Here is a 24,986-nt window from a genome sequence, read left to right as displayed (position 1 = left end):
CGCGAAACCAATCGCTTAATCACAATTTACTAATATGTATGTCATTTGCTGTACAGATATTAACCGTATTTTATAAACATAATGTTCGCTATTTTGGAATGTGATCTTCGTCACAAATTGGCTTGGGCACTTCTGTAACAATCTCGCCGCACGTTAATAAAAATTAGCGGCATTATTATAAAAATGGGGTTGAACAATGGATAATGTTAAAAAGTTGTCAGTGCTTGCACTGTCAATAGCCGCGGCTTTGCCCGTTTCTGCGAAAGCCGACCTGCTGATCAGCGAGTATGTTGAAGGCAACAGCAACAATAAGGCGATCGAGCTGTATAACTCAGGCGACGCCGCCTTAGATCTTACCGGCTACAAGCTGGTGCGCTACAAAGATGGCGATACCAATGCCTTAGATATGGTCGCCCTAGACGGTCTCACCATAGATGCCAAAAAGCTCAAAGTGATCTTACACCCAAGTGCCGAAATCGCCCTAGGTAGCGATGTCGACAGCAGCACGGGTAATCTCTATTTCAACGGCGGTGATGCCGTAGCACTGGTCAAAGATGGTGCCGTGGTAGACATCATAGGTGCCGTGCCTACGCCTAGTGGCTGGGGCATGAACGTCACCATGCAGCGCAACACAGATGCCCTTGTTGCATCAAACGTCTTCGTCGAGAGCCAGTGGAAAGTATTGCCTGTCGATACCTTTACCGGCCTGGGTAACCTAGATGGCGCCAGCGCACCAACCGAACCTGAAGCTCCTGCCTTCACCTGCACCGGCGCTAAGATCACACCAATTTACAGCGTTCAGGGTGCAGGCAAGTCTAGCCCACTGATCGCCGATGGCGAGTATGCCTCTAAAGAGGAAGTGACGATTCGCGGTGTGGTAACCGCTCGTGGCGACAGCCTGTTCAAGGGCTTCTACCTGCAAGAAGTTGAGGGTGACAACTCGCCTTACACTTCTGACGGTATCTTTGTCTTCTTAGGCGAAGCGGCCGGCGAAGAGATCCAGCCTGGCGTTGAAGTCTGTGTTCAAGGTCTGGTGAAAGAATACTATGGCCTGACTCAAGTCGATATCAAGGCCGACAAGAAGATGGAAGTGGGTGAGAACGTAGGCGCGCCTGCTGCTCAACCTTTCTATGTGGCCGACGGCGAGAGCCTGGGTGATGCGCTAGAGCGTTTCGAAGGCATGCATGTGGTACTCGATGCCGGTAGCGACATGAAAGTCAGCCGTACCTTCAGCTATGACTATGCCGCCCGTCGTAACAACATGATGTTGTCTCACAAGGCGCCGCTGATGAAGGCGACCCAGCTCTATCCAGCGATGAGCGATGAAGCGATTGCGCTGGAAGCAAAAAACCGCGCTAATCAGCTATTTATCGAGTCAGACTATAAGGCGAAAGATGGCGAAGTCCCTTACTTCCCAACCTTCAATGCCGAGAACGGTTATATCCGTGTCGGTGACCAACTGACTAACCTTCAAGGTGTGGTGAGCTACAGCTATAACGAATACCGCTTGGTGGCGACCAACGAGATTGTGGCGGGTGACTTCATTCGCGGCGATGATCGTAGCGATGCACCAGCCATTGCCACTAAGGGTGATATCCGTGTAGCTAGCTTCAACGTACTGAACTTCTTCAACAATGCGGTTGGTGGTGACGATACGCCTGCCGATAACCGTGGTGCTAACACCGAAGAAGAGATGCTGCTGCAACGCACTAAGATAGTGAATGCCATCACCGCCATGAACGCCGACATCGTTGGCCTGATGGAGATTGGTAACAACGGCTTTGGCGAGAAGAGTGCGATTCAAAACCTACTCGATGCACTAAATGCCGAACTCAGCGATGCCGACGCCTATAGCTTCGTCGAGATCAACGATGCCGATAAATACCAAGGCAAGTTTGTCGGTAGCGATGCTATCACTGTGGGCATGCTGTACCGCGCCGCTAAGGTGACACCGAGTGGTGATGCCTTCCTGATCGCCACACCTGAGCAACACGCTACCGCAGGCGTAGTGACTCGCGGCGAAGGCGACAAGGCGGAACTCAGCCCAGCGTTCGATAAATATCAACGTCACAGCCTAGGTCAAACCTTCAAGATTCATGACGAGCAGTTAACTGTCGTGGTGAACCACCTCAAGTCTAAGGGCTCAGGTTGTGTCGAAGATTGGGCTAACTATGAAGACAAGAGTGATCCAGCGGATCTTCAGGGCAAGTGTAACGAGTTCCGTGTATCGGCCGCTAAGGTCATTGGTGATGCGCTGCAAGACGTGAAGGGTGATCTCTTAGTGATCGGCGACATGAACGCCTACGGCAAAGAAGATCCTATCCGCGTATTGACCGACTTCGATGCCGCAAACAGCGATCGTGACATCATGACCGCCTCTTGGACAACGCTAGATGGCAAGGTATATGAGCGTGAAGGTAGCAAGATTGAGAAGGGCTATGGCCTGATCAACCTAAATACCAAGGTTCATGGCCCAGATACTTACTCATACAGCTACAACGGCGAGTTGGGTAACCTGGACCACGCATTGGCTAACACTAGCCTGGCCGAGCGCGTACTGGATATTCAAGACTGGCACATCAACGCGGTCGAATCGAACCTGTTCGAATACGGCAGTAAATACACAGGTGAGCTTGCCAAGTCTGAGAATGCTTTCTCTGCATCGGATCACGACCCTGTGATCGTGGCGCTAAGCTACCCAGCGCCTAAGCCAGAGCCTAAGCCTGAGCCGGAAGAAAAGGATGACGGCGGTTCACTAGGTTATCTAGGACTGATGTTACTTGGACTGGCTGGATTGCGTCGCCGCAACTAGTCTGCCAAGTCTCTCCCAAGCCAGCTGTTCTCCCCAGCTGGCTTTTTTTATGCCTGCATTTTACCGTCTAGTCTGTTTCGCCTTCGTGTCATTTAGTCTTTTAGCCTATTTCTGATGCCACTCGGTTCTGTTTCATCTGTTTAGCCGCAAGTTTAGCGCCTTGTTAGCGGCTGTTTTGCTTTGTGTAGCGCCGCCTCGCCATTTCTGCGGCTCAGATAACGCTGTGATATTTTTCTGTTTTTCCCCTCACTCATCGGGCTTGTTAATTTGTATTTTCAGGATAAACTGTCGCGCGTTATCGGCCAGGCCCAAGTGCCCAAGCACTGTGCCGACAACGTGATACAGCGCCTTTGATTAAGAGCCTTTGATTCGGCGTAAACGTTACCAGTCACCCTAGGCCTTCATTCGTCACACAAAACCACTTGATGCGGCCAATTTGGCGGCAAACGAGACTAACAATTCAGGGCGGATGAAGGCCAACCCCAGTATGTTTTTCTGGTGACCCCTTAATACCCTCGTCTGTTCAACGCTGCATGCCTCGCAAGGCGGTTTCAGCTCCTTATGCTTCAATATCCTAATGCCCTATTTCCTATTGCCCTATTTCCTATTGATTAGCGACGAAGTAGACTAAATATCACTTTTGATCGTTGTGGAATGAGACATGAGCATTTGGTTTAGACCCGTTACCCTGGAAGATTGCGCCAAGATGGACGCAGGTATGCATGGCAAAGGCACCTTGATGCAGACCCTGGGGATCACCATCAGCGAGATTGGCGAGGATTACATGAAGGCGACCATGCCGGCCTCGCCAGCGGTGCACAACCCCTTGGGAATAGTTCATGGCGGCGCCAATGTGGCTCTGGCCGAGACTGTGGCCAGCTATGCGGCCAACTTCGTGGTGGATTTTGAGAACTACTATTGTGTCGGTCAGGAGATCAACGCCAACCATCTTAAGGCGTCGCGCAACGGAACTCTGACGGCGACCGCCAAGCCGGTTCACCTGGGCAAACGCAGCTCGGTGTGGGAGGTGTTGATCCATAACAGCGCCGGTGAGCTCTGCTGTATCTCACGTATGACGGCGGCAGTGGTTAAGCGTCAGGCGATGGTCTGATGGCTGTACGCCAGGAGCAGAACGGCTCTGGCGTACAGCTCGCATGCATCTGACATGCACCTGAATTAGTAAGATAATTTAGTCAGATTGGCTGCCACTTGTGCAGCCTGGTGCCATAATTAGGGAAGATATGCTTAAGGGTTAAGGAGTGCCTATGGAAACGGCAACAATTTGGGAATGGGTCGGCTATCTGGCCTCTGTGGTGGTCGCCATCTCCCTCATGATGTCAAATATTAAGAAGCTGCGTTGGTGGAACCTGATCGGCGCCGCCCTGTTTGTCGCCTACGGCCTGGCCATCGGCGCCCTGCCTGTGGCCTTGGTGAACTTCTTCATCGTGCTGATCGATGCCTTCTATCTGGTGAAGTTGTATCAGGTGGCCAAGGTCAAGCTGGACAAAGATAGCTGATCTGAGCCAAATCTGGCTAAGCGGGGCGATAAGCGCGAGTGTTGACGCTTGCTCCCCGCGGCTAATATCGCGGCGAAACCCCTGTCATCTGATTTTCTATCTATCTAACTCTCTCCGCTCTCTCCACTCTCTCCACTCTCTCTCCTTTCTGCTGTCGGCTCTCCGTTCATTCTTCTTCTCTGTTTTTCTGCTTTGCGTCTCTGTTTATCTCTCGCCTTTCCTTGGTATCTGCATCGTTTCTATCTCGTTTCTACCAATCCCTCTTAGGCTGGCTCGTCAGTTAGAACGGCTCGTAAAGCGCATACAGATTAGGCATCTGATTAGGAATCTAATTTAGAAACCAAACCTTAATCTGAAAATCAGTTTAAAGTTATCAGTTTTAATCGTTTTATATTTCTCTGAGACTCGACTAATCTTGCTACATCGACAAGTTAAATCGCTAAGCGAGTCACTTAACTCAAATGCATAGCGCTTAACCTGAGCGCTTGAAATGAGTGCTTGAAATGAGTGCTTGAAATGAGCGTTTAGAGGAACAGAGCTAATTTGGAGAAGAGCTATGGTCACAATATTTGATGTTATCGAAGACTGGTTGAGCTGACCAGGCCGCGTAACGAAAAGCTAAATTTATACCTAAACTAATACCTAAATTTTTACCCAGGCTAAGACCCGAGCCGAGGGCCCAACAAGCTAAACAGGATGGAGCGAATTATGACAACCAACTACTTAACCAGCCAAAACGGCGCACCTATTGCGGACGATCAAAACTCTCTCTCTGCCGGCGAGCGCGGCCCGCTACTGCTACAAGACTGGCACCTTATCGAGAAGCTGGCGCACTTTAACCGTGAGCGTATCCCCGAGCGTATCGTCCACGCCAAGGGCACGGGAGTGTATGGCACCTTCACCCTGACCAAAGATCTGAGCGACTACACCATCGCCGACCACTTCAACGGCGAAGGCAAGCAGACTGAGACTTTCGTGCGCTTCTCGACCGTGGGCGGCGAGATGGGGTCGGCCGACGCCGAGCGCGATCCCCGTGGTTTTGGCCTGCGTTTCTACACCAAGCGCGGTAACCACGATATCGTCGGTAACAACACCCCGACTTTCTTCCTTCGTGATGGCATCAAGTTTCCGGACTTCATCCACACCCAGAAGCGTAACCCTATGACTAACCTGAAAGATCCACAGGCGATGTGGGACTTCTGGTCGCTTAACCCTGAGGCGATGCATCAGGTCACCATCTTGATGTCAGACCGTGGTATTCCGGCTAACTATCGTCAGATGCACGGCTACGGCTCGCACACCTTCTCCTTCTGGAATGCCAAGGGAGAACGTTTCTGGGTCAAGTTCCACTTCAAGTCACAGCAGGGCGTGGTTAACCTGACCAACGAGCAGGCGGACAAGCTTAAGGGGATCGATCCCGACTCGTCACAGCGTGACATGATGGCGGCTATCCAGGACGCTAACTTCCCGCGCTGGACGGTGAATGTGCAGATCATGCCAGAGGCCGATGCCAACACCTATCACATCAACCCGTTCGATCTGACCAAGGTGTGGCCACATGGCGACTACCCGCTAATCGAGATAGGTGTGCTGGAGCTTAACCGTTTGCCGCAGAACTACTTTGCCGAGGTTGAGCAGGTGGCCTTAGCCCCGAGTAACCTGGTGCCAGGCGTAGGCGCCTCGCCGGACAAGATGTTGCAGGCGCGTCTGTTTGCCTATGCCGATGCCCAGCGCTACCGTATCGGCGCCAACTATAACCAGTTGCCGGTAAACTGCCCTCATGCGACTCAGGCAAACCATCATCAGCGTGGCGGCGCCATGGCGGGAACCCAGTGCCCCTTCAGTGGCAGTCAGACGGGCGGCGATGCCAGCGCTAACTATGGGCCGAACAGCACTCAGTCTGCCCTGGTGGAGCCGACACAGTTTGCCGAGCCAGCGCTGAGACTCGATGGTGAAGCCGACCGTTACAGCCGTTACGACCAGGATGACTACACCCAGGCGGGTAACCTGTATCGCATCTTCTCAGAAGATGAGAAGGCCAGACTGGCGGCGACCATCTCAGGCTCTCTGAGTCAGGCGAGCATGGATGTGCAGGAGCGCATGTTGGCCCACTTCTTCAAAGCTGATGAAGACTATGGCCAACGCATCAAGCAGGGCTTAGGTTTGTAAGATAGGTCTGTAAGTTAGGCTTGAAGATTACCAGGCGTGTACAGCCTGAAAATAGAAAGCCAGTGATCTGAATCACTGGCTTTTTGCTATCCGTTCTCTGTTTATGCGCTTAGCTTAAGCCAAACGCCGAGCAGCCTTAACTTAATAGAGTAGGGTAGCCACGCCCAACAGGGCGAACAGGGCGGCGCAGCCACGGTGGATCCACTTCATCGGCAGCTTCTCGGCGCTGAAATGCCCGGCAATCACCACAGGCACGTTGGCGATCATCATCCCCAGGGTGGTGCCCAGTACCACTAGCGGCAGGGCATCATACTTGGCGGCCAGCACGACTGTGGCAACCTGAGTTTTGTCGCCCATCTCGGCGAGAAAGAAGAGGATGAAGGTGGCGATAAAGGGGCCCATCTGATAGAAGCGGCTTTCTTCGGCGTCGACCTTGTCAGGCACCAGTACCCAGAGGGCGATGGCAAAGAAGGAGAAGGCGACGATATAGGTAGCCATCTCTGGGCTTATCCAGTTGATGGCCCACTGGCCAACCCAGGCGGCGGCAAAATGGTTTGCCAGGGTAGATAGCAGTATCCCCAGGATAATCGCGGTCTTATTCTTGAATCTTGCGGCGAGGATAAGTGCCAGCAGCTGGGTCTTGTCACCTATCTCGGCAATGGCGACGGTGAAGGTTGAGGCGAGTAATGCTTCCATCATAGTTCCTAAGGGGGCAAAAATTCCAAGCACGATCCGCCGCCCCCTAATGAATGAACGGTAACCGTGCTCAGGTCTTGCTGAGTAAGAGGTGTTCCCCTTACCGTGAGTACCATGGCATGTGGCCAAGTATGTTGACACTCACTCAAGGCAAATGGCTTTGCCTTGTTAGCTACTCCCCTGAAGCAGTGGCGGCCATTATACCCAAATCCTTTTGAGGTGCAAGGAGGCGCCTGCTCGCCTGAGGTGATCACTCTGTAGACAGCTTGTTTCGTGGTTTTTACGCCTTTGTACAAACTTGCATCCGATCAGGCGGCATACCTTGTGCGCCGCCTGTGGCTCTGTTAATGTGCCAAACAGTCAAATTTATAGAGTAAAGGTAGTGATGAAACATACCTATCGATATTGTTACCGATTTAGGCAGCCTCAGGGGCTTAGCTAGATCGTAAGATAGTAAGAGCTAAGCTGTTGAGGCCAACCCGACACGTACTAGGGCAGAGATCCATAGTTCGGTTAGGAGGCTATCGCTTAGTGTGTTTCATGACTAATTCCCGCCTTCGCAGTCGTTCTAAATCTGACCTTCCAAAAAGAGATAATAAATAAAGACAGGACAATTTTGTGAACTTAAAAATGCTTGGCTCTATTGCCATCGTTGCGGGGACCGCAATTGGGGGAGGCATGTTGGCCTTGCCTCTGGCAACTGCTTCATTGGGGACGATTCCAGCCTTACTACTATTAGTGGCGATTTGGGGGGTATCTATCTATACCTCTCTGTTGATGTTAGAGATTAACTTACGTGCCGGTGTGGGGCTGAACGTCCACGCCATCACGGGCAAGACCTTAGGCAAGGTCGGTCAGCTAATCCAGGGCGGCTCCTTCTTGAGCCTGCTGTTTGCCCTGACCATGGTCTATCTGATGGGCGGTTCCTCCCTGCTGGAGTCTCGCTTCGAACCGTTGGGGATCAAGGTGAACCACGAGGCGGCGGTACTGCTGTTTACCTTGGTGTTCGGTGGCTTCATCGCCATCGGCGTCTCCTGGATCGACAAGGTCTCACGTGTGCTCTTTAGCGCCATGGTAGCCCTGTTTGTCATCGTAGTGCTCTTCCTGCTACCGGAAGTAAGTCCAAGCTATATCCTGCGTGAATCGGCCACCGAATTGGTGTCTAAAGGCGAGCTGGGTAACCTCTGGCTGGCGGCCATCCCTGTGGTGTTTACCTCTTTCGGTTTCCACGTCTGTATCGCAACGATTGTGCGTTACCTGGATGGCGATGCCATGTCGCTGCGTAAGGTGCTCATGATCGGCTCGACCATCCCCTTAGTGTGTTACATCCTCTGGTTGATGGTGACCCTGGGCACTGTGGGCGGCGCGACCGTGTACGGTTTCGAGGGCTCTCTGCCTAAGCTGGTGTCGGCGCTGCAGGGTATCGCTCACTCAGACATTTTACGTCAATGTATCGATTTGTTTGCAAACCTGGCGCTGATCACCTCCTTCCTCGGGGTGACCATGAGCCTGTTCGATTATATTGCCGAGCTGACCCGCGCCAGAGACAACCTGCTGGGTCGCCTGCAGACCTGGTTGATAACCTTCGTGCCGCCACTGCTGTGCGCCCTCTACTATCCTGATGGTTTCATTAAGGTATTAGGTTTTGCAGCCCTGCCGCTGGTGGTGATGATCATCTTCCTGCCTATCGCCATGGCGCTGGGACAGCGTAAGCAAAATCTGGGCGGTTACCAGGTGAGTGGTGGTCAGTTTGCATTAGCCGCGTCGGCGCTGGTAGGTCTGGTGATTATCGCCGCCCAGCTCTGGGTTGCACTGTAAAAAGAGACTGACAATTTGCGCCTAAGCGAAGGGGCAGGGGATTGCTGGAAATACCTGCTTACCTTTTCGCTAATTTGCTAAGCTGTTTGTTACTCAAGAATTTATGATAAAGTCGGGCAATTGCCCGACTTTTTTGTAGGGCTTTTAAGGCTTCATGCGCTGAGGACTTAAAAGACCATTGGGTATTATAAAAATTTTTATAACGATAAAACGGACTTAGCAAATGAAAAAGTTACTCGTGTCAGTGGCGCTCGCCGCTGCCTTCGGCGCTCAAGCCGATGAGGGGATGTGGCAGCCCTATCAACTGCCTGCCATGGCAGATGAGCTGAAGGCCAAAGGGCTGGAAATCGACGCCAAATCTATCTCTAAACTCACCGAATTCCCCATGAACGCCGTGATCAGCTTAGGTGGCTGTACCGCGTCGTTCGTGTCGCCAAAGGGCCTGGTAGTGACTAACCACCACTGTGCCTACGGCTCGATTCAATATAACTCTACCCCAGAGAAGAACCTGCTAAAAGATGGCTTCCTGGCGAAGAACTACGGCGAAGAGCTACCCGCCACCCCAGGTTCACGCATCTATGTCACCGAAGCCGTGACCAATGTGACCGATGAGGTGAAAGCCGGCCTGGAAAACAAGGTGGGTAACGACTTCTATCAGGGCATCGAAGCCAAAGAGAAGCAACTGGTTGCCCAGTGTGAGGCCGATGACGGCTACCGCTGTCAGGTTTACAGCTTCCACGGCGGCCTGGAGTACTATCTGGTTAAGCAGCTGGAGATCCGCGACGTGCGTCTGGTGTATAACCCGGCGGCTAGCGTAGGTAAATACGGCGGCGACATCGACAACTGGATGTGGCCACGTCATACCGGTGACTTCTCTTTCTATCGCGGCTATGTGTCAAAAGATGGCAAGCCTGCTGATTTCAGCAAAGACAACGTGCCTTACGAGCCTAAGAGCTTCCTTAAGGTGTCTGCAAAGGGCGTGAGCGATGGCGACTTCGTCATGGTTGCCGGCTACCCGGGTCGCACCAACCGTTACCGCACAGCCAACGAGGTGGAAAACCAGTTTGAGTGGGCCTATCCAGAAGGCAAGATGCTGCGTGAACGCTTCATCGAGATCATCAAGGAAACTGCGCCTGAGGGCAGCGACGAGCGCATCAAGTATGAGAGCCTGATCGCCGGTCTGGCTAACTATGCCAAAAACTTCACCTCGATGATCGAGTTCTATGGCAAGTCGACCATGCTCGACGATCGCAAGGCGCGTGAGGCGGCGCTGACTGCCTGGATCAACAAAGACAGCAAGCGTCAGGCCCAGTATGGCCAAACCATGGCGGAGCTGGACAAGCTGATCAAAGAGAGTCAGGAGCATCAGGCCCGCGACATCATCTTAGGTTATATCGGTTACACCACCATGCTGCCGACTGCCCGTAGCCTCTACCGTCTGGCTAACGAGAAGCAGCTGGACGACATGGCGCGTGAGCCTGGCTACCAGGATCGCGACATGACCCGCTTCAAGTCGGGCCTTGAGCGTATCGACCGTCGTTATGCACCGAGTGTGGATAAGGCCGTGGTACTGGATCTGCTGAGCCGTTACGCCAAGCTGCCTAGCGAAGAGCGTATCCCTGAGCTGGACAAGGCATTCGGCATCGGCAAGAAGTTCGACGCCGCCAAGCTGAGCAAGGTGCTGGACAAGATGTACGCCAAGACCGAGCTGGGCGACAAGGCGACTCGCCTTGCCTGGATGGACAAGTCGGTAGCCGACTTCAAGGCCTCTAAAGATCCTTTCATTCAATTTGCCGTTGCCATGTATGACACTGATATGGCCCAGGAAAAGAAAGAGAAGGAGCTGTATGGCAAGTTGATGAAGGTGCGTCCTCAATATATGGATGCCATCATCGCCTACAACAAGGAGCTGGGTAAGCCAGTGTACGCCGACGCCAACTCTAGCCTGCGTGTGACCGTGGGTCATGTGAAGGGTTACTCGCCACAAGATGGTCTGGTTGCCGTACCTTTCACTCGCCTGGAAGGCATAGTGGCTAAAGACACGGGTGAAGATCCGTTCGACGCGCCTAAGAAGCAGCTTGAGCTGATCAAGCAGAAGCAATATGGCGACTACTATGTGAAGTCTATCGACTCTGTGCCGGTAAACTTCCTGTCGACTCTGGATACCACAGGTGGTAACTCAGGTTCACCAACCCTCAACGGCCGCGCCGAGCTGGTTGGTCTGCTGTTTGATGGCGTCTATGAATCTATCATCGGCGACTGGGGTTACGATACCGACACCAACCGTTCTATCCAGGTAGATAGCCGCTACATGCTATGGGTGATGAAGTATCTGGACAACGCCGACAACCTGCTAGCGGAAATGGAGATTGTTCACTAATTTCAGCGATTAGTGGGGGCGCTGGTTGGATGCTTTTAGTATCTAGTCAGCGATAAGATGAAAAGGGCTTAGATGAGAATCTAAGCCCTTTTTTGCGTTAAAGGGGTAACTTTTTTGGTGTTTACTCTTTGTATTTAGTTGAAATTCATTACCCTTGTTTTAGCGTTAGCCGTTACTGTTATCAATTGCCTGCGGCAGGCCTTATGTGCAAACATTCTTTTGGCACGGTGAATGAAGCGAAGCTTCGTGCTCATGAACGAGAGACATGGATGCCGAACTGGCCGTTATACAGGGATGTTGTTCAAGTCCATCCATGGATAATCATCTGGCTACATGGATGTAAATAATGCCGTAAAGTATCGGGTTGAATGTTAGGGACGAAAATAGATTTCGTCCCGTCTGATTGCTTTTTATAACGCAGTTGAGTCCTTAAAGGACATATTTTCTACTAATACTTTCTCCCAATGCTCTTTTGATGAGATATCATAGCTGTGTTCTTTGATTATCATATTTTCGTCAACTTTTATCACATAAGGGAGCGCCTTGTAGGCATTTCCAAACATACGATTCAGTAGAGGAACACGCCCCTCCTTTGAAATCCAGACCTCGCCTTTGAAACCTGTATCTTTTAGCATTTTACTTACAGCATCTCTGTCGTCATCTAAAGCGACACCTAGTATATTAATGCTTAGGTCATTAGTAATACGAATTTGTTCAATGTTTTTAAGGGACTTGTAACAGGGCGAACACCAAGATGCAAAAAAATATACTATGTACGTAGTACCTTTGAGATCCATAAATGTTTTAGGCTGGCCTTCGGTATTAATAAGTTCAATATTTGTTATTTGTTTACCGATATCTTTCAATGATGCATTAACTTTCTGATCGTAACTGTCTGCATGTACGTTAATTGCGAAAGTTAAACATAAAATAAAAACTAACTTGACCAAATTAAACTCCTTTGTTGATTGTTAATACCCACACAAGGGGACGTAAATCGTAGCGGCGATCGCTTTAATCTTAGCGAAGTACCAAAACTAAACCACCATGTCGTTTTAATGTCACTGTAAGCCAAGTGAGCTACTTGATGCATTTATTATATGCACAATTCAGTTAAGTGCTGGATAACCTTTACCCCCTTTGGTTCCGAATCATCAAGTTTAGGGTTATACCAAATCGGTTGAATGCCTGATTTTAGAGCTGGCTCAATATCTTTGGCTAAACTGTCGCCAACCATAAACACAAGCGCCTTATCAACTCCGAGGAGGTCTATGATTTTTGGAAGAAAATCTGGGTTCCCTTTTGAAACCCCAAGATTGGCCTTACAAAAATAACCTGTGATGAACTGAGCTAAACCAACTCTTTCAAAAGCCAATTGAATGTCTGATTCGGAGGATTCAGCAGCGCCTGTTGCAATGTAAATTGACGCCGACTTTGATAGATGCCTCAAAGCTTCCAAAGCGCCTTCTACAGCTTCGACGGTTTCCCAATCACACATTTTGCCGTGTACGCAAGGAAAGTCGACCATTAAGGTATCACCCCAATCAAACAAATATATATTTTTCATTTATCCTCCTTGCGTATCTAATGTCCGCCACAAATGCGATCAACGTGTTGCGAGTCGAGGCGCAATGCGGTGTTTGATGGCGTTTGTTATGCGCTGTCACCTTAGTTTGACCCCGCAATTGCTACAATTTTTGGGCGAAATCTGGATGCCAGCCCTTCCTAATGCTCTTGGCGCTGAATTGCATGCAGGGCAACGATAAACTTTATTTAGACCATAAAACATCAACGCAAAGCCAGCTAAAAACGGAAATGTTGGGTTTATATATGCGTCAGTGATTGCATTGAATAAAAACGTAAAGCCAAAAATAGCAAACGAGACAGCAAAAATTACAGTTAACTTTCGCTCTCGTTTCTCAAATTCATTTATAACTTCATCCTTGGTCATTACTTTGTCACCGCATAACAGCTTATTAGTGCTCATGCGCGTTTATCATGTTAGAACAGTGAAAACGCGTATTGTTAACTGATTGTATTACAAAGAAGTTATCACCTTTACTTCAAACATACTATGCAGAAAAATGCGCATGCGCGTATTTCAACCCTAATAACTACTCGATGATTGTTGTAAGTAATTGATTTTAATTGTTATTTGTTTGGGGTTGAATGAGGGGCGCACAAATACAGGATAAAAATCGTTCATAATCCTTATGATTTAAATATGGCTGTGTTCTTATCCAGCTTTTTTGATGGGGAGAAGTGAATTACATCACACGGGTGTAGTACTAAAAATTTCCAAGCCAGAAAGTTGGTTCGTTACAGATCCACCGACAACTTGTTCACTCACTTTGGGGCAAAATCAGTTGGTTTTCACGCCTTAAACATACCAATACCGCCAAATCGAAGAGACGTTAGATATCGAGTGTAGATACGCCGGTGAGCTTCCGAAACAGGGATGTTTCGGCAGAGCCTAAAGGGACTTATTCACGGCGTCTCACAGGCGTATCTGCACAACCCCCGCCGGGCAGGCGTTAGATGGCGATGAAGGTACGACCTTCATTTACCTCCCCAACATCCATTCAGGTCAGATTGCGCGTAGCGTGTCACAGGCGTATCTGCATATACGTCGTTCTTTCATATCTGACCCATAGGGATATGGAGAATGTCGGCCTGATGCAGGGAGTATCACTGACCATGTGATCACGACATTGGTACCTTCATGTACTGCACCCGCCGGGCAGGCGTTAGCTAGCCATGAAGGTTCGACCTTCAATCACCAACCCAATACGAATTAAGCCGGAAGTTACTCTAGTGACTATTCACCCAACTAAGCCCCCCAACAAAGCCCCTTTAAGCAGGCTTGTGCTTAAGAAAAATGTTCCCATCGTTTCTTGGTGGTCACGAAGACGAGCACGCCGCCGAGCAGTCCGGTTAATGAGCCCATAACGCCAATGCCGATATAGAGGTTGATGACAAATCCGATGGCAATGACGCAGTAGAAACCATATACGCCTAGCTTCTGCCATCGCCAGATCATGACGGCCAGGACGACATTCACCAGGCTCATTAGCCCGAGAAAATAGAGTATGCCGGTGCTGGCGCTGGGGTAGATCTCTGTGATGGCTTGTGGGTTGGCGAAGTAGGTGATGGCGGTCAGCGGATTGGCGATAAACATCAGCACTAAGAAGGCGCTTAGCCAAAATCCGCGCTGCTTCTCTGTGATCTGCTCGCTCGTTTCTGTCGATGTCATGTAACCCCCTAGTGAGTTTTATTTTTATATCGTTTTCTCGCGCAATAATCACTATAGCGCTCGCTTATGACAGGGAATGTGATGTCGCCCTTAATCAAGAGATTAAATCAGATTTGAATCATGGGGAAATGGAGCGAGCCCTAGATGCAAGATCCAAGAGTGAAGGAATACGAGAAAAAGAGTAAAGCGATGATAAGAGGACGTTGGGATAAACAGACTAACAGGCTGCTAAGAAGAGCCTGCCAACAGTAGCGGTCCACTTTAGGTGATACTCTCCTTGAGTGCAGCGACTTCCTGCGCGGTCAGCGGTCGCATCTCGCCTTCTGGCAGATCGCCCAGGGTTAAGGACTCGATGGCGACGCGCTTAAGGTCAATCACGTGATAGCCGAGTGCCTGACTCATGCGGCGGATCTGGCGGTTGAGTCCCTGGGTGAGGATGATTTCGAAGCTGTCCTGGCCTAGGCGGGTCACCTGACAGGGCAGTGTGGTGACATCCTTATAGCTGACGCCCGCAGCCATCTGAACCACAAAATTATCATCGAAGGGCCTGTCTAGCCTGACATGGTAGCGCTTGTGGTGGGCAAAACTTGGGTGCATCAGGCGCTGGGTCAGCTCACCGTCGTTGGTGAGTAGCAGCAGCCCCCTGGAGTCTTTATCCAGCCGTCCCACGGGGTAGAGACGCGGCTGCTGTGGCAGCAGATGGATCAAGCTGGTTGTATCCTCTACCAGCAGGCGGCAGTCAGTCCCCACCGCCTTGTTGAATATCCAGTAGGCCTTGTCGGCGATGGGGGGGAGAGGTTCGCCATCGACACAGACGCTGAGCGATGCCTGTGTGCTCGCGGGCGTCTCTATCAGCTCGATGCTGTCAGTGTGTTTGGCGAGCCGATCGCCCAGGCTGACTCGCCCGTCGCGGATCAGTCTCGATGCGGCGCGGCGCGAGCAGCGTCCGGTTAAGGCCAGGTACTGGGCAAGGCGCATCGACGCGCCTAGCCGTGGGCCGAGACTTGGCTGATCAGGTTGTCCTGATAGCTATGTCTGGCGAGCTTCTTGATGGTGAGCGCCAGGGTGACACACCAGATCATCACCAGATTTGTCTGGGCCCACATGGCAAAGGCGACGCCGCAAATTGAGCCGTCGTGGTGGCTGCAGGGCGCGAAGTCGAGTGTCCCCCAATCTACCATGAGGGCCAGGCTGCTGGCGGCCGTCAGGCCCAGGCCGCTGACGATAAACAGCGGCGTCGAACAGATTGCCTTATGGTTGACTCTAGCCGAGAGGGTCAGGAAATAGAGGATGATGGTGGCGATCAGGAAGATGGTGGAAAACAGCCTGTGCTCTTTGAGGTAGTTGATCGGGTAGATGCCGATGAGGATGATGGTCACCCCCACCACAAAGCCCGCGAAGGCGATATAGTTGCCAAAGTGTCCCAGCTTGAGCTGCAACAGGCCGTACATGGCCAGCAGTATGCAAGAGCCTGCCAGGATAAGTCCCATGTTGAAGATATAGGCCAGGGGGGAGTCCACATAGTTGCCCAGCAGATCCGGCCTTTGGTTAAAGGCCTCCAGTCCCATCACCTGAAATTTGGCGAACAGGGAGATAGAGATGCCCAGGGCAGAGATGAGCGCACCGGTCAGAATGGTGAAGACCACCATGCGCTGCAGGTCATAGTTTATGGGTTGGTGTAGGGCCATAGCGATGCCATTTATTGTTATTTTTTGAATATAAAAAAGGAGTACATTTTTGGTACTCCTTTCGTTTCGACGCATGGCAAATTTCAGTAAATGCTTAACCTAATTCACTGCGTCGCAATTATATCCCTATGGCATTAGTTTAAGTGAAAACCCCCATAGAGTGGAACTGTTAAGGTGAGGATTGTCACAAATTGATCCGTGCGCCCATGATCAGGGCGCACAAATCCAGCTTAGTGACGCTTGCGCAGTACCACTATGGCGATGGCGACAATGGCGAGGATCATGCAGTACCAGGCGTGGGTAACCGCCTGTAGCGGGCTGATGCTGAAGGTGGAGGCGATCAGTAGCGCCTGGGCACCGTAAGGGATCAACCCCTGAATGATGCAGGAGAAGATATCCAAGATACTGGCGGCGCGCTTAGGGGTAACCTCATGCTTCTCGGCCAGATCTTTGGCGATATCGCCGGTTACCACGATAGACACGGTATTGTTGGCCACACAGGTGTTGGTCAGAGCGACTATGCCTGCCATGCCCAGCTCTGAGGCACGGGTCGAGGCCTCGCCCTTGGCGCTGGAGAAGCGAACGATCAGCTTCTCAATCTGCTTGCTCACAAATGCCAGGCCACCCTGTTGCTGCATCAGGGCCGCCAGGCCACCGACCAGCATTGAGAGGATGAAGATCTCCTGCATGTTGCTAAAGCCGGCGTAGATATCCTTACCAAATTGGATCAGGCCGTAGTCCAGGGTGGCAAAGCCGGTGATGCCTGCCAGCAAGATGCCCACGGTCAGCACCACGAACACGTTCAGCCCGGCGACCGCCAGTACCAAGATGGTGAGGTAGGGGATAACCTTAAGAAAATCTATCTGCTGCGGCGCCACATCGGCCTGGCCTTGACCGGCCAGGGTGAACACCACCAGGGTGATCAGCGAGGCGGGAATGGCGAAGATCAGGTTTTCTCTGAACTTGTCTTTCATCTCACAGCCCTGGGTGCGGGTCGCGGCAATGGTGGTGTCAGAGATGATCGACAGGTTGTCACCAAACAGGGCGCCCGAGATCACGGCCCCGGCCATCAGCGCCAGATCGATCTGCGCCTCTTCGGCCACGCCCAGTGCGATTGGGGCGACCGCGGCAATGGTGCCCATAGAGGTACCCATGGCGGTGGCGATGAAGGCGGCGATCACGAAGAAACCGGGTAGCAGCAGGTTAGAGGGCACAAGCGACAGGCCCAGCGCCACGGTAGCATCCACGCCGCCAGTGGCCTTGGCCACAGAGGCAAAGGCACCGGCTAATAGGTAGATGAGACACATGGCGATGATGTTGGAGTGGCCTATGCCGCCGATGAAGGTCTCTATGCTCTGGTTCAGCTTCTCTTTCGAGATCAGCAGCGCCAGTATGATGGCGGGCAGGATGGCGACCACGCTCGGCAGTTGATAGAAGGCAAAGTCGACGCCCTGGCTTTGGAAATAGACGCCGGCACCGATAAACAGGGCCAGAAACAGGAATAGTGGCAGCAGGGCGATAAACGATGCCTTGGGGGCCGTGGTTTGTGTTGGTGTTGTCAAAACGCTCTCTCTTCTCGCTAAACGTCTCCGTGGAGACGTGTCATTAAAACTGGATGCTCGTTCCCTTGCCCTCCTAGCTGGAACATCTCGCTTTTTTGCGAAATGGGACATCTCAATAGGTGAGAGGATATGAGATCGAAAGACGTCTGTCAATTTAGACGTCTAGATGTTTTTACCGCTAAATGTTTGGTTGCTGTTAAATCCTCTGACAAGTCTGTTAACATCTCGCTGTAACAAGTTATTAACTTGCCTAGCTTAGGCCGAGAGATCAAATTTTTTATCGTGTTAAAACTGTCACTTAACTTATTACTCATGCTAGGCTTGCGCCTCATGTGGCTTAGACTAAAACGGATTGGAAATCGAAAAAATGATGTTAGTCGAGGTGGATAAGGCGCGTTATCGCCAGCATTTAAATCGGGTGATTGCGGTGTTTATTGCCAGTTTAGCCCTGCTGTCTCTGGTATCTGGGCAGCTATTGATCGCCTTGTTTGGCAATCAGGAGGTGGTCAGCGGCGAGTCGACCGGCAACCTGCACCTGAATTTCTTCGGCGTGTTGATAGGCTTTGGCATCTGCGCCTTGGGGCTCTACCAACAGCGCCACAAAGCGTACTTTCGCGAGATCTATTATGTGTCTAGGCTCAAGGCGCTGCAGAACCGCATCTACCGCAAGTTTAAGCAGATTAAGCAGGCTGGCGAGCGCAACGACATCGACGCCCTCACCATACAGGTGTTCTATTTCAGCAGCCAGAAACTGGTTTATCTGCTGGACGACAACACATTGACCCTGAGCCAGGTCGATAAGGAATTAGAGGCAGTTAAGGCGCGTATCGCCGAGCTTGGGCTTAATATCGGCCCAGAGGATTTCGACGAGTCGCTGCTGGAGAAGTTTTAGCTTCTTTATCTCTGCTCGCCGCGTTGCTTATCCAGGCCAAAAACCTCGTTGAAGGCCTGGATAAGCAGCTCTACCTTGGCGCTCTCTCGCGCCGACTGCTTGACCACCATGGAGAGGTTGAACTGGTAACAGGCCTCATCCCCGTGAATGATCTTGATCTCCTGCTGTTTCAGCTCCTCCTGAATGTAGCTCAGGGGCAGGTAACCTATGTAGCAACCCGATAGAATTAAGGTTTTACGAGTATCAAACTGATACGCCTTGGCCGACAGATTGAGGCGTTTGAGCTGCTCTCTACCCTCGGGATCGATATCGACGCCTGGGTGAATAGAGGGGGTCTTGGCCAGCATCTCGGCGCTGATCTCTTCGTCGCTCAGGTGAAAATAGGGATGCTTGGCGCTGCAACACAGGTAGATGGGCTCGCTAAAGATGGTTTGATAGTTGAGGCCCTGGATCTGTTGATAGCTAGGTAAGAGGCCGACGTGGGCCTTGTCCTGCAGCAGCGACTTCTCAATCTGGTGCAGCGCCTCGCCATCAAGAATCAGGTGTAGCTGCGGCTGGCGTTGGTGTATGTAGGCGATCACCTGGGCCAGCTTCTGTTGCATGCCGTAGTCCAGCTGATCGGCGCAGAGGATCACCAGTTCGCCGATCAATTCCTCCCCCAAGTTGTTAACAAACATCGAGAAATCGTTGAGGGAATCGAATAGTTCGATACAGGCGTGATACACGGCCTGGCCCGCCTCCGTGAGGGCAAATCCGCCCCGTCCCCGGCTACACAGCTTGAGCTTCATTCGACTCTCAAGGTTAGACATATGCACACTGATGGTGGAGCGGGTGACCCCGAGTTCATTCTCTGCGGCGGCGAAGCCACCATTCTCGACCACGGTGCGAAAGATGCGCAGTAATCTGAGATCGTATTCGGTGATAGCCTTAGGGATGATGGACTGTTTGCTCATTAGTTTTATCATCTTCAAACTTTGTGTTGAATATTTGGTATTTAACCCGAGTTAGTTTTGCTATTCAATAGAGAAATTAGCGCGCCCGTCTTGATTCAAGCTCTGGCGTAGCCCTTTAGATTCAAACTATTTATGCAGGGAACTGTTATGCAGGGAATTAAAGACACTCAGTTAATCAAACTTTCCTCCTATATCGACGGCAGATGGACGGCGGGCAACCAGCGCTTCGACGTGGTGAATCCGGCCAGCCAGGAGGTGATCGCCCAGGTGGTTGACGCCAGTCTCGATGATACCCAGGAGGCCATATTAGCCGCCAAGCGGGCACTGCCGGAGTGGTCTAAGCGATCGGCCAACGAGCGCGCCGCCCTGATGCGTAAATGGTTCAACCTGATGATGGAGCACCAGGAAGATCTGGGCCGCTTGCTGACCCTGGAGCAGGGTAAGCCCTTGGCCGAGGCCAAGGGGGAGATCGCCTATGGCGCCGCCTTTATCGACTGGTTTGCCGAGGAGGGCAAGCGTGTCTATGGTGACACTATTCCAGCGCCCGCTAACGACAAGCGTATTCTGGTGATCAAGCAGCCTGTGGGTGTGGTGGCCTCTATCACCCCTTGGAACTTCCCCAACGCCATGATCGCCCGTAAGGCAGCGGCTGCGCTGGCGGCCGGTTGTACCTTCGTGGCGCGCCCTTCACCGCTGACGCCGCTGTCTGCCTTGGCGATGGCCAAGCTGGCCGAGCGCGCCGGTATCCCTGCCGGGGTGTTCAACATAGTGGTGGGCGAAGATGCCGTGGGCATGGGCAAGGTGCTGACCCAGCATCCGGACGTGGCCAAGTTCACCTTCACCGGCTCTACCGCCGTGGGCAAGATTTTGCTGGCTCAGTGCGCGACCAGCGTGAAGAAGGTTTCGATGGAGCTGGGGGGCAACGCGCCCTTTATCGTGTTCGACGACGCCGACATCGATGCCGCTGTGCAGGGCGCCCTGATCTCCAAGTATCGCAACGCTGGGCAAACCTGTGTCTGCACCAACCGTATTTTCGTGCAGAAGGGAGTTGCCGCGGCCTTTACCGAAAAATTTACCGCCGCCGTGGCCAATCTCAAGTTGGGCGATGGCCTGGGCGATGGCGTGACCGTCGGCCCTATGATCTCCAAAGATGCAGTGCAAAACGTGCTTAAGCTGGTGGATGATGCTGTGGCAAGCGGCGCCAAGCTGGTGACCGGCGGTCAGCCGAGCGAGTTGGGCGAGAGCTTCCTGGCGCCCGTAATCGTCACCGATGTGACCAACGAGATGCCACTGGCTCGCAACGAGATCTTCGGCCCTGTGACCCCTATCATCAGCTTCGATAGCGAGGCCGAGGCGCTGGCCATGGCCAACGATACCGAATATGGCCTGGCCGCCTACTTCTACGCCCGTGATATTGGCCGCATCTTCCGCGTCGCCGAGGGGTTGGAGTATGGCATGGTGGGCGTCAACGAGGGGATCATCTCCAACGCCGCCGCACCTTTTGGCGGGGTGAAGCAGTCGGGCAACGGCCGTGAAGGCTCCAAGTATGGCCTGGACGATTATCTGGAAATTAAATACCTGTGCCTCGGTGGCCTGGATAAATAGTGGCTTGGATAAATAGACGTAAGGATAGAGACGATGAGCAACGCAGAATTACAGGCACGTAAGGTACAGGCGATCGCCAGGGGACAGGGTAACGCCTATCCCGTCTATGTGGAGCGGGCGTTAAACGCTGAGCTGTGGGATGTCGAAGGCAAGCGCTACATCGACTTTGGCACAGGGATCGCCGTGTGTAACACTGGCCATAGCCATCCCAAGGTGGTGGCGGCGGTGAAGGCGCAGCTGGATAACTTCAGCCACACCTGCGTGATGGTGAACCCCTATGAGTCGGCGGTAGCCCTGGCGGAGCAGCTTAATCGCATCGCCCCCGGCGGTAGCGACAAGAAGGCTATCTTCGTGACCACGGGCGCCGAGGCGGTGGAAAACTGCGTCAAGATCGCCAGGGCCCATACCGGGCGTCGCGGCGTGATCGCCTTCAACGGTGGCTTCCATGGCCGCACTAACTTGACCATGGCGCTGACGGGTAAGATCACTCCCTACAAGCATCAGTTTGGCCCCTTCGCCGGGGATATCTTCCATGCTCCCTATCCTGTGGCCTTCCATGGCGTGAGCGTGAAAGACTCCCTCAAGGCGATCGAGCATCTGTTTAAGGTGGATATCGCTCCTTGTGATGTGGCGGCGATCGTGGTCGAGCCTGTGCAGGGTGAGGGCGGTTTCTACGCCGCGCCGCCAGAGTTCTTACAGGCGCTCAGGGCGCTGTGTGACCAGCATGGTATCGTGCTGGTGATGGATGAGATCCAGACAGGTTTCGGCCGCACCGGCAAGATGTTTAGCTGCGAACACGCGGGCGTCGAGCCGGATCTGATGACTATGGCCAAGGGGATCGCCGGTGGCTTCCCGCTCGCGGCCGTGGTGGGTAAGAGCGAGATCATGGACGCGCCTCTGCCGGGTGGCCTTGGCGGCACCTATGGCGGCTCACCCGTGGGCTGCGTGGCGGCGCTGGCGGTGCTTGAGGTGATGCAAGAGGAGCAGCTGGTGGAGCGCGCCGTTAAGATAGGCGACACCTTCAATCAGGCGCTCTCTGCCCTCAAGGAGCAGTATCCACAGCTGATTGGCGAGGTGCGCAATCAAGGCGCCATGATCGCCATGGAGCTGGTGATCGACGGTGACAGTGAGCAGCCCAACACGGCATTGACCCAGGCGATCATCGCCAACGCCGCGGCCCATGGCTTGGTGCTGCTGGCCTGTGGCTTTTACGGCAACGTGATCCGCTTCCTGCCGGCGTTGACCATCAGCGATGAGATCATGGCCGAGGGGCTGGCCAAGTTTAAGACGCTGTTCGAGAGCCTGGTGGACTAATTCGCTCCTGTTTGCGAACCATCACCAAAAGCCTGGGAGATTTCTTCCGGGCTTTTTTGTATCTGTATGTTGAAAATCGCCACAAGACCTTGAATAACCAAGTCGAAGCGCGTAAAACTGCCTGTCAGCAGCGTTATTCACCAGGCCAGTCGGCCTCAGGCGAGGGAGTTTAGGTTTTTGGATCACTTTATTTGGAATATGGACCCTGTGTTGGTCTCTTTCATGGGGCTGACGATACATTGGTATGGCGTCCTGTTTGCTAGCGCGATCTTCGCGGGCTTTCAGGTGATGAAACGCATCTATGTGCGCGAAGGCCTGGATGTGGAGTCGCTGGATAACCTCTTGATCTACTGCGTTATCGGCATAGTGGTGGGGGCGCGTCTGGCCCATGTGTTGTTTTACGATCCCAGCTACTACTTCGCGCATCCGGCTAAGATTCTGGCGATCTGGGAAGGCGGCCTGGCCAGCCATGGCGGCGGCCTGGGGGCGATCCTGGCGCTCTACTATTACCATCGCAAGATGAAGCTACCTTTCCTCTTCCTGCTGGATCGACTGGCGATCGCCACGGCTATCTTCGGCTTCTTCGTGCGCATGGCCAACTTCGTTAACTCTGAGATCCTCGGCGTGCCGAGCGACAAGCCCTGGGCCATCGTCTTCGAGCGGGTGGACATGTTGCCGCGCCATCCGGCCCAGCTGTATGAGGCGCTTGCCTACCTGAGCATCTTCATCGCCCTTTGGGCAATCTACAAGACCACAGAGATGAAGCGGAAGCAGGGCGCCCTGTTCGGCCTCTTCCTGGTATGGGTGTTCAGTGCCCGTTTTGCCATAGAGTTCGTCAAGGTGAAGCAGGCGGCGTATGCCCAAGACTGGACCATGAGTGCCGGTCAGATGCTGAGTATTCCTTTCCTGCTGGTAGGGGTCTTCCTGCTGGTGAAGCCCTATCTGGCATCCAAGGCCAAATAGCGATAAGCAAGCCCGACTCAGCTCGGGCTTTTTTTTCAATTAAAAACAGTTAATCAATCATTTAACTCATCTCCAATTAATAGATCCTCTGCTAAAATAGGGGGGCAAAATTCATTGTCCCAGCCTATTCATCTGCCAGAAGGAGACCTATGTCCTACCAGGTTATCTTGTTAGGGATCGCCGCGCTGATCGCCGTGGGGATCCTGTTGCATCACCCCTCAAAGACCCTGGGTTTGCCCAGTCTGTTGATCTTCATGGGCGTGGGCCTGAGCCTGGGCAATGGCGAGTTTAATTTTGTCTACGATAACCTCACCCTGACCTCTACGGTCGGGGCGGTCGCCCTCAACATGATCGTCTTCGTCGGCGGCATCAATACCAAGACAGAGAGCATCAAGCTGGCCTACAAGGAGGGCGGGGTGCTGGCAACCTTCGGGGTACTGCTGACCACGCTTATTCTGGGGGCGCTCCTCTATCCATTGACCGACTGGAGCCTGGTGATCTGCCTGTTGTTTGCCGCCGTGGTCTCTTCGACCGATGCCGCGGCCGTGTTCTCGATTCTGGAGTCGAAGAAGCTCAAGCTCAAGGAGCGCACGGATACTGTGTTGGAGTTCGAGTCGGCCACCAACGACCCGGTCGCCTTGGTGATGGTGATGATACTTACAGGTATCGCTCTGGCACCGGATGCGCCGGTATCGCCCTGGGCGATAGGCCAGATGCTAGGCTTGCAGATCGCCTTAGGGATAGGCGTTGCCTTCGTGGTGGCCAAGTTGGCGGTGTGGGCACTGAACAGCATACATCTCGAGGAATATGGCCTGATCCCAGTGTTTGTGCTCGCCAGTTTCGTGCTGGCGGCCTATGGCAGCGAGCTGGCCGGCGGCAATATCTTGATCGCATCTTATGTGTGCGGCGTGGTGATGGGCAACGGCATACGCCGGGGCGTGGAGGTGACGCGGCATTTCTTTAACAGCCTCTCCTGGCTGGCGCAGTCGCTGATGTTCATCATACTCGGGCTGCAGATCTTCCCCCAGACCCTGTTTAGTGTGTTCTTCCTGTCACTGGTCCCGGCGGCGCTGCTGATGCTGGTGGCCAGGCCCTTGGCGGTGCAGATCTGTTACCTGCCGTTTCGTCAGGCGAGCTGGAAGAAGCGGCTGTTTATCTCCTCCATAGGTCTCAAGGGGGCGACCCCTATCGTCTTCTCGCTGATCCCGGCGGCGGCCGGTGTCGAGGGGGCGGTTGAGATGGTGCACCTGGTGTTTTTCATCGTGCTCTTCTCCATCCTGCTGCAGGGCGCGGCCATAGAGCCCCTGGCCAAGCGACTTGGGCTCAATAGCGACAGCTAAGGGCTAGTGCTTAACTAAATTCCC

20 protein-coding genes are annotated in these 24,986 nt (G+C 52.8%); 11 read left to right on the top strand and 9 right to left on the bottom strand.

Going from position 1 to position 24,986, the window contains the following annotated elements; all coding sequences use genetic code 11:
- The first annotated feature begins 196 nt into the window (after nt 1–196).
- The 4 genes from exeM to katB all read left to right on the top strand — a co-directional run bounded on the left by exeM (nt 197) and on the right by katB (nt 6,498).
- Complete coding sequence (exeM, locus tag K0I63_RS16495; protein ID WP_220081738.1) at nt 197–2,812, top strand: extracellular exonuclease ExeM; 2,616 nt, start codon at nt 197–199, stop codon at nt 2,810–2,812.
- A 661-nt stretch (nt 2,813–3,473) separates the two neighbouring features.
- Complete coding sequence (locus K0I63_RS16490) at nt 3,474–3,923, top strand: PaaI family thioesterase (protein ID WP_144204402.1); 450 nt, start codon at nt 3,474–3,476, stop codon at nt 3,921–3,923.
- Nucleotides 3,924–4,077: 154 nt separating this feature from the next.
- Nucleotides 4,078–4,329: a YgjV family protein gene (locus K0I63_RS16485; RefSeq protein ID WP_011866987.1), complete on the top strand. Its 252-nt coding sequence runs from the start codon at nt 4,078–4,080 to the stop codon at nt 4,327–4,329.
- Between the two features lie 708 nt (nt 4,330–5,037).
- Entirely contained in the window at nt 5,038–6,498 is a 1,461-nt protein-coding gene (katB, locus tag K0I63_RS16480) for a catalase KatB (RefSeq protein WP_220081737.1), read from the top strand.
- A gap of 141 nt (nt 6,499–6,639) precedes the next feature.
- Here the strand turns inward: katB and K0I63_RS16475 are convergent, their stop codons facing one another.
- Nucleotides 6,640–7,194, bottom strand: coding sequence for a TMEM165/GDT1 family protein (locus tag K0I63_RS16475; protein ID WP_011866985.1), 555 nt, complete (start codon nt 7,192–7,194; stop codon nt 6,640–6,642).
- Between the two features lie 618 nt (nt 7,195–7,812).
- Here K0I63_RS16475 and K0I63_RS16470 point away from each other — a divergent pair.
- Both K0I63_RS16470 and K0I63_RS16465 read left to right on the top strand, forming a co-directional pair.
- The gene (locus tag K0I63_RS16470; RefSeq protein ID WP_220043330.1) at nt 7,813–9,012 is read left to right on the top strand and encodes an aromatic amino acid transport family protein; all 1,200 of its coding nucleotides are present in this window, start codon (nt 7,813–7,815) and stop codon (nt 9,010–9,012) included.
- A gap of 223 nt (nt 9,013–9,235) precedes the next feature.
- Complete coding sequence (locus K0I63_RS16465) at nt 9,236–11,392, top strand: S46 family peptidase (protein ID WP_220059054.1); 2,157 nt, start codon at nt 9,236–9,238, stop codon at nt 11,390–11,392.
- 410 nt (nt 11,393–11,802) lie between these two features.
- On the opposite strand, the gene K0I63_RS16460 is transcribed toward K0I63_RS16465, so the two are convergent.
- The 7 genes from K0I63_RS16460 to K0I63_RS16430 form a co-directional block, all read right to left on the bottom strand.
- Nucleotides 11,803–12,342, bottom strand: a complete 540-nt coding sequence (locus tag K0I63_RS16460) for a TlpA family protein disulfide reductase (RefSeq protein WP_220081736.1) — start codon at nt 12,340–12,342, stop codon at nt 11,803–11,805.
- A gap of 146 nt (nt 12,343–12,488) precedes the next feature.
- The gene (locus tag K0I63_RS16455; RefSeq protein WP_220043327.1) at nt 12,489–12,959 is read right to left on the bottom strand and encodes an HAD family hydrolase; all 471 of its coding nucleotides are present in this window, start codon (nt 12,957–12,959) and stop codon (nt 12,489–12,491) included.
- Between the two features lie 96 nt (nt 12,960–13,055).
- Nucleotides 13,056–13,379, bottom strand: coding sequence for a hypothetical protein (locus K0I63_RS16450; protein ID WP_220081735.1), 324 nt, complete (start codon nt 13,377–13,379; stop codon nt 13,056–13,058).
- A gap of 882 nt (nt 13,380–14,261) precedes the next feature.
- Entirely contained in the window at nt 14,262–14,645 is a 384-nt protein-coding gene (locus tag K0I63_RS16445; RefSeq protein ID WP_220081734.1) for a hypothetical protein, read from the bottom strand.
- A gap of 261 nt (nt 14,646–14,906) precedes the next feature.
- The gene (locus tag K0I63_RS16440) at nt 14,907–15,623 is read right to left on the bottom strand and encodes a 23S rRNA pseudouridine(2604) synthase RluF (protein WP_220081733.1); all 717 of its coding nucleotides are present in this window, start codon (nt 15,621–15,623) and stop codon (nt 14,907–14,909) included.
- A gap of 8 nt (nt 15,624–15,631) precedes the next feature.
- On the bottom strand, nt 15,632–16,333 hold the full coding sequence (locus tag K0I63_RS16435; RefSeq protein ID WP_258406896.1) for a DUF998 domain-containing protein: 702 nt from the start codon (nt 16,331–16,333) through the stop codon (nt 15,632–15,634).
- A gap of 230 nt (nt 16,334–16,563) precedes the next feature.
- On the bottom strand, nt 16,564–17,895 hold the full coding sequence (locus K0I63_RS16430) for a Na+/H+ antiporter NhaC family protein (protein WP_220081731.1): 1,332 nt from the start codon (nt 17,893–17,895) through the stop codon (nt 16,564–16,566).
- A gap of 367 nt (nt 17,896–18,262) precedes the next feature.
- Here K0I63_RS16430 and K0I63_RS16425 point away from each other — a divergent pair, with 367 nt between their 5' ends.
- The gene (locus K0I63_RS16425) at nt 18,263–18,787 is read left to right on the top strand and encodes a DUF3087 family protein (protein ID WP_220081730.1); all 525 of its coding nucleotides are present in this window, start codon (nt 18,263–18,265) and stop codon (nt 18,785–18,787) included.
- A 5-nt stretch (nt 18,788–18,792) separates the two neighbouring features.
- On the opposite strand, the gene K0I63_RS16420 is transcribed toward K0I63_RS16425, so the two are convergent.
- Nucleotides 18,793–19,740 carry a LysR family transcriptional regulator gene (locus tag K0I63_RS16420; protein ID WP_220081729.1) on the bottom strand — a complete coding sequence of 316 codons (948 nt, stop codon included), beginning with the start codon at nt 19,738–19,740 and terminating at the stop codon, nt 18,793–18,795.
- Nucleotides 19,741–19,887: 147 nt separating this feature from the next.
- Between K0I63_RS16420 and K0I63_RS16415 the strand changes: the two genes are divergently transcribed.
- From K0I63_RS16415 to K0I63_RS16400, 4 genes are all read left to right on the top strand, one after another.
- On the top strand, nt 19,888–21,345 hold the full coding sequence (locus K0I63_RS16415; RefSeq protein WP_220081728.1) for an NAD-dependent succinate-semialdehyde dehydrogenase: 1,458 nt from the start codon (nt 19,888–19,890) through the stop codon (nt 21,343–21,345).
- 33 nt (nt 21,346–21,378) lie between these two features.
- Nucleotides 21,379–22,659, top strand: coding sequence for a 4-aminobutyrate--2-oxoglutarate transaminase (gabT, locus tag K0I63_RS16410; protein ID WP_220081727.1), 1,281 nt, complete (start codon nt 21,379–21,381; stop codon nt 22,657–22,659).
- A 198-nt stretch (nt 22,660–22,857) separates the two neighbouring features.
- Complete coding sequence (gene lgt, locus K0I63_RS16405) at nt 22,858–23,622, top strand: prolipoprotein diacylglyceryl transferase (protein ID WP_434086803.1); 765 nt, start codon at nt 22,858–22,860, stop codon at nt 23,620–23,622.
- A 149-nt stretch (nt 23,623–23,771) separates the two neighbouring features.
- Nucleotides 23,772–24,962, top strand: a complete 1,191-nt coding sequence (locus K0I63_RS16400) for a potassium/proton antiporter (RefSeq protein WP_220081725.1) — start codon at nt 23,772–23,774, stop codon at nt 24,960–24,962.
- Nucleotides 24,963–24,986 lie beyond the last annotated feature (24 nt).

The organism is Shewanella rhizosphaerae, assembly GCF_019457655.1.
Taxonomy (GTDB): domain Bacteria; phylum Pseudomonadota; class Gammaproteobacteria; order Enterobacterales; family Shewanellaceae; genus Shewanella; species Shewanella loihica.
This window is presented reverse-complemented; position numbering and strand designations above follow the sequence as displayed.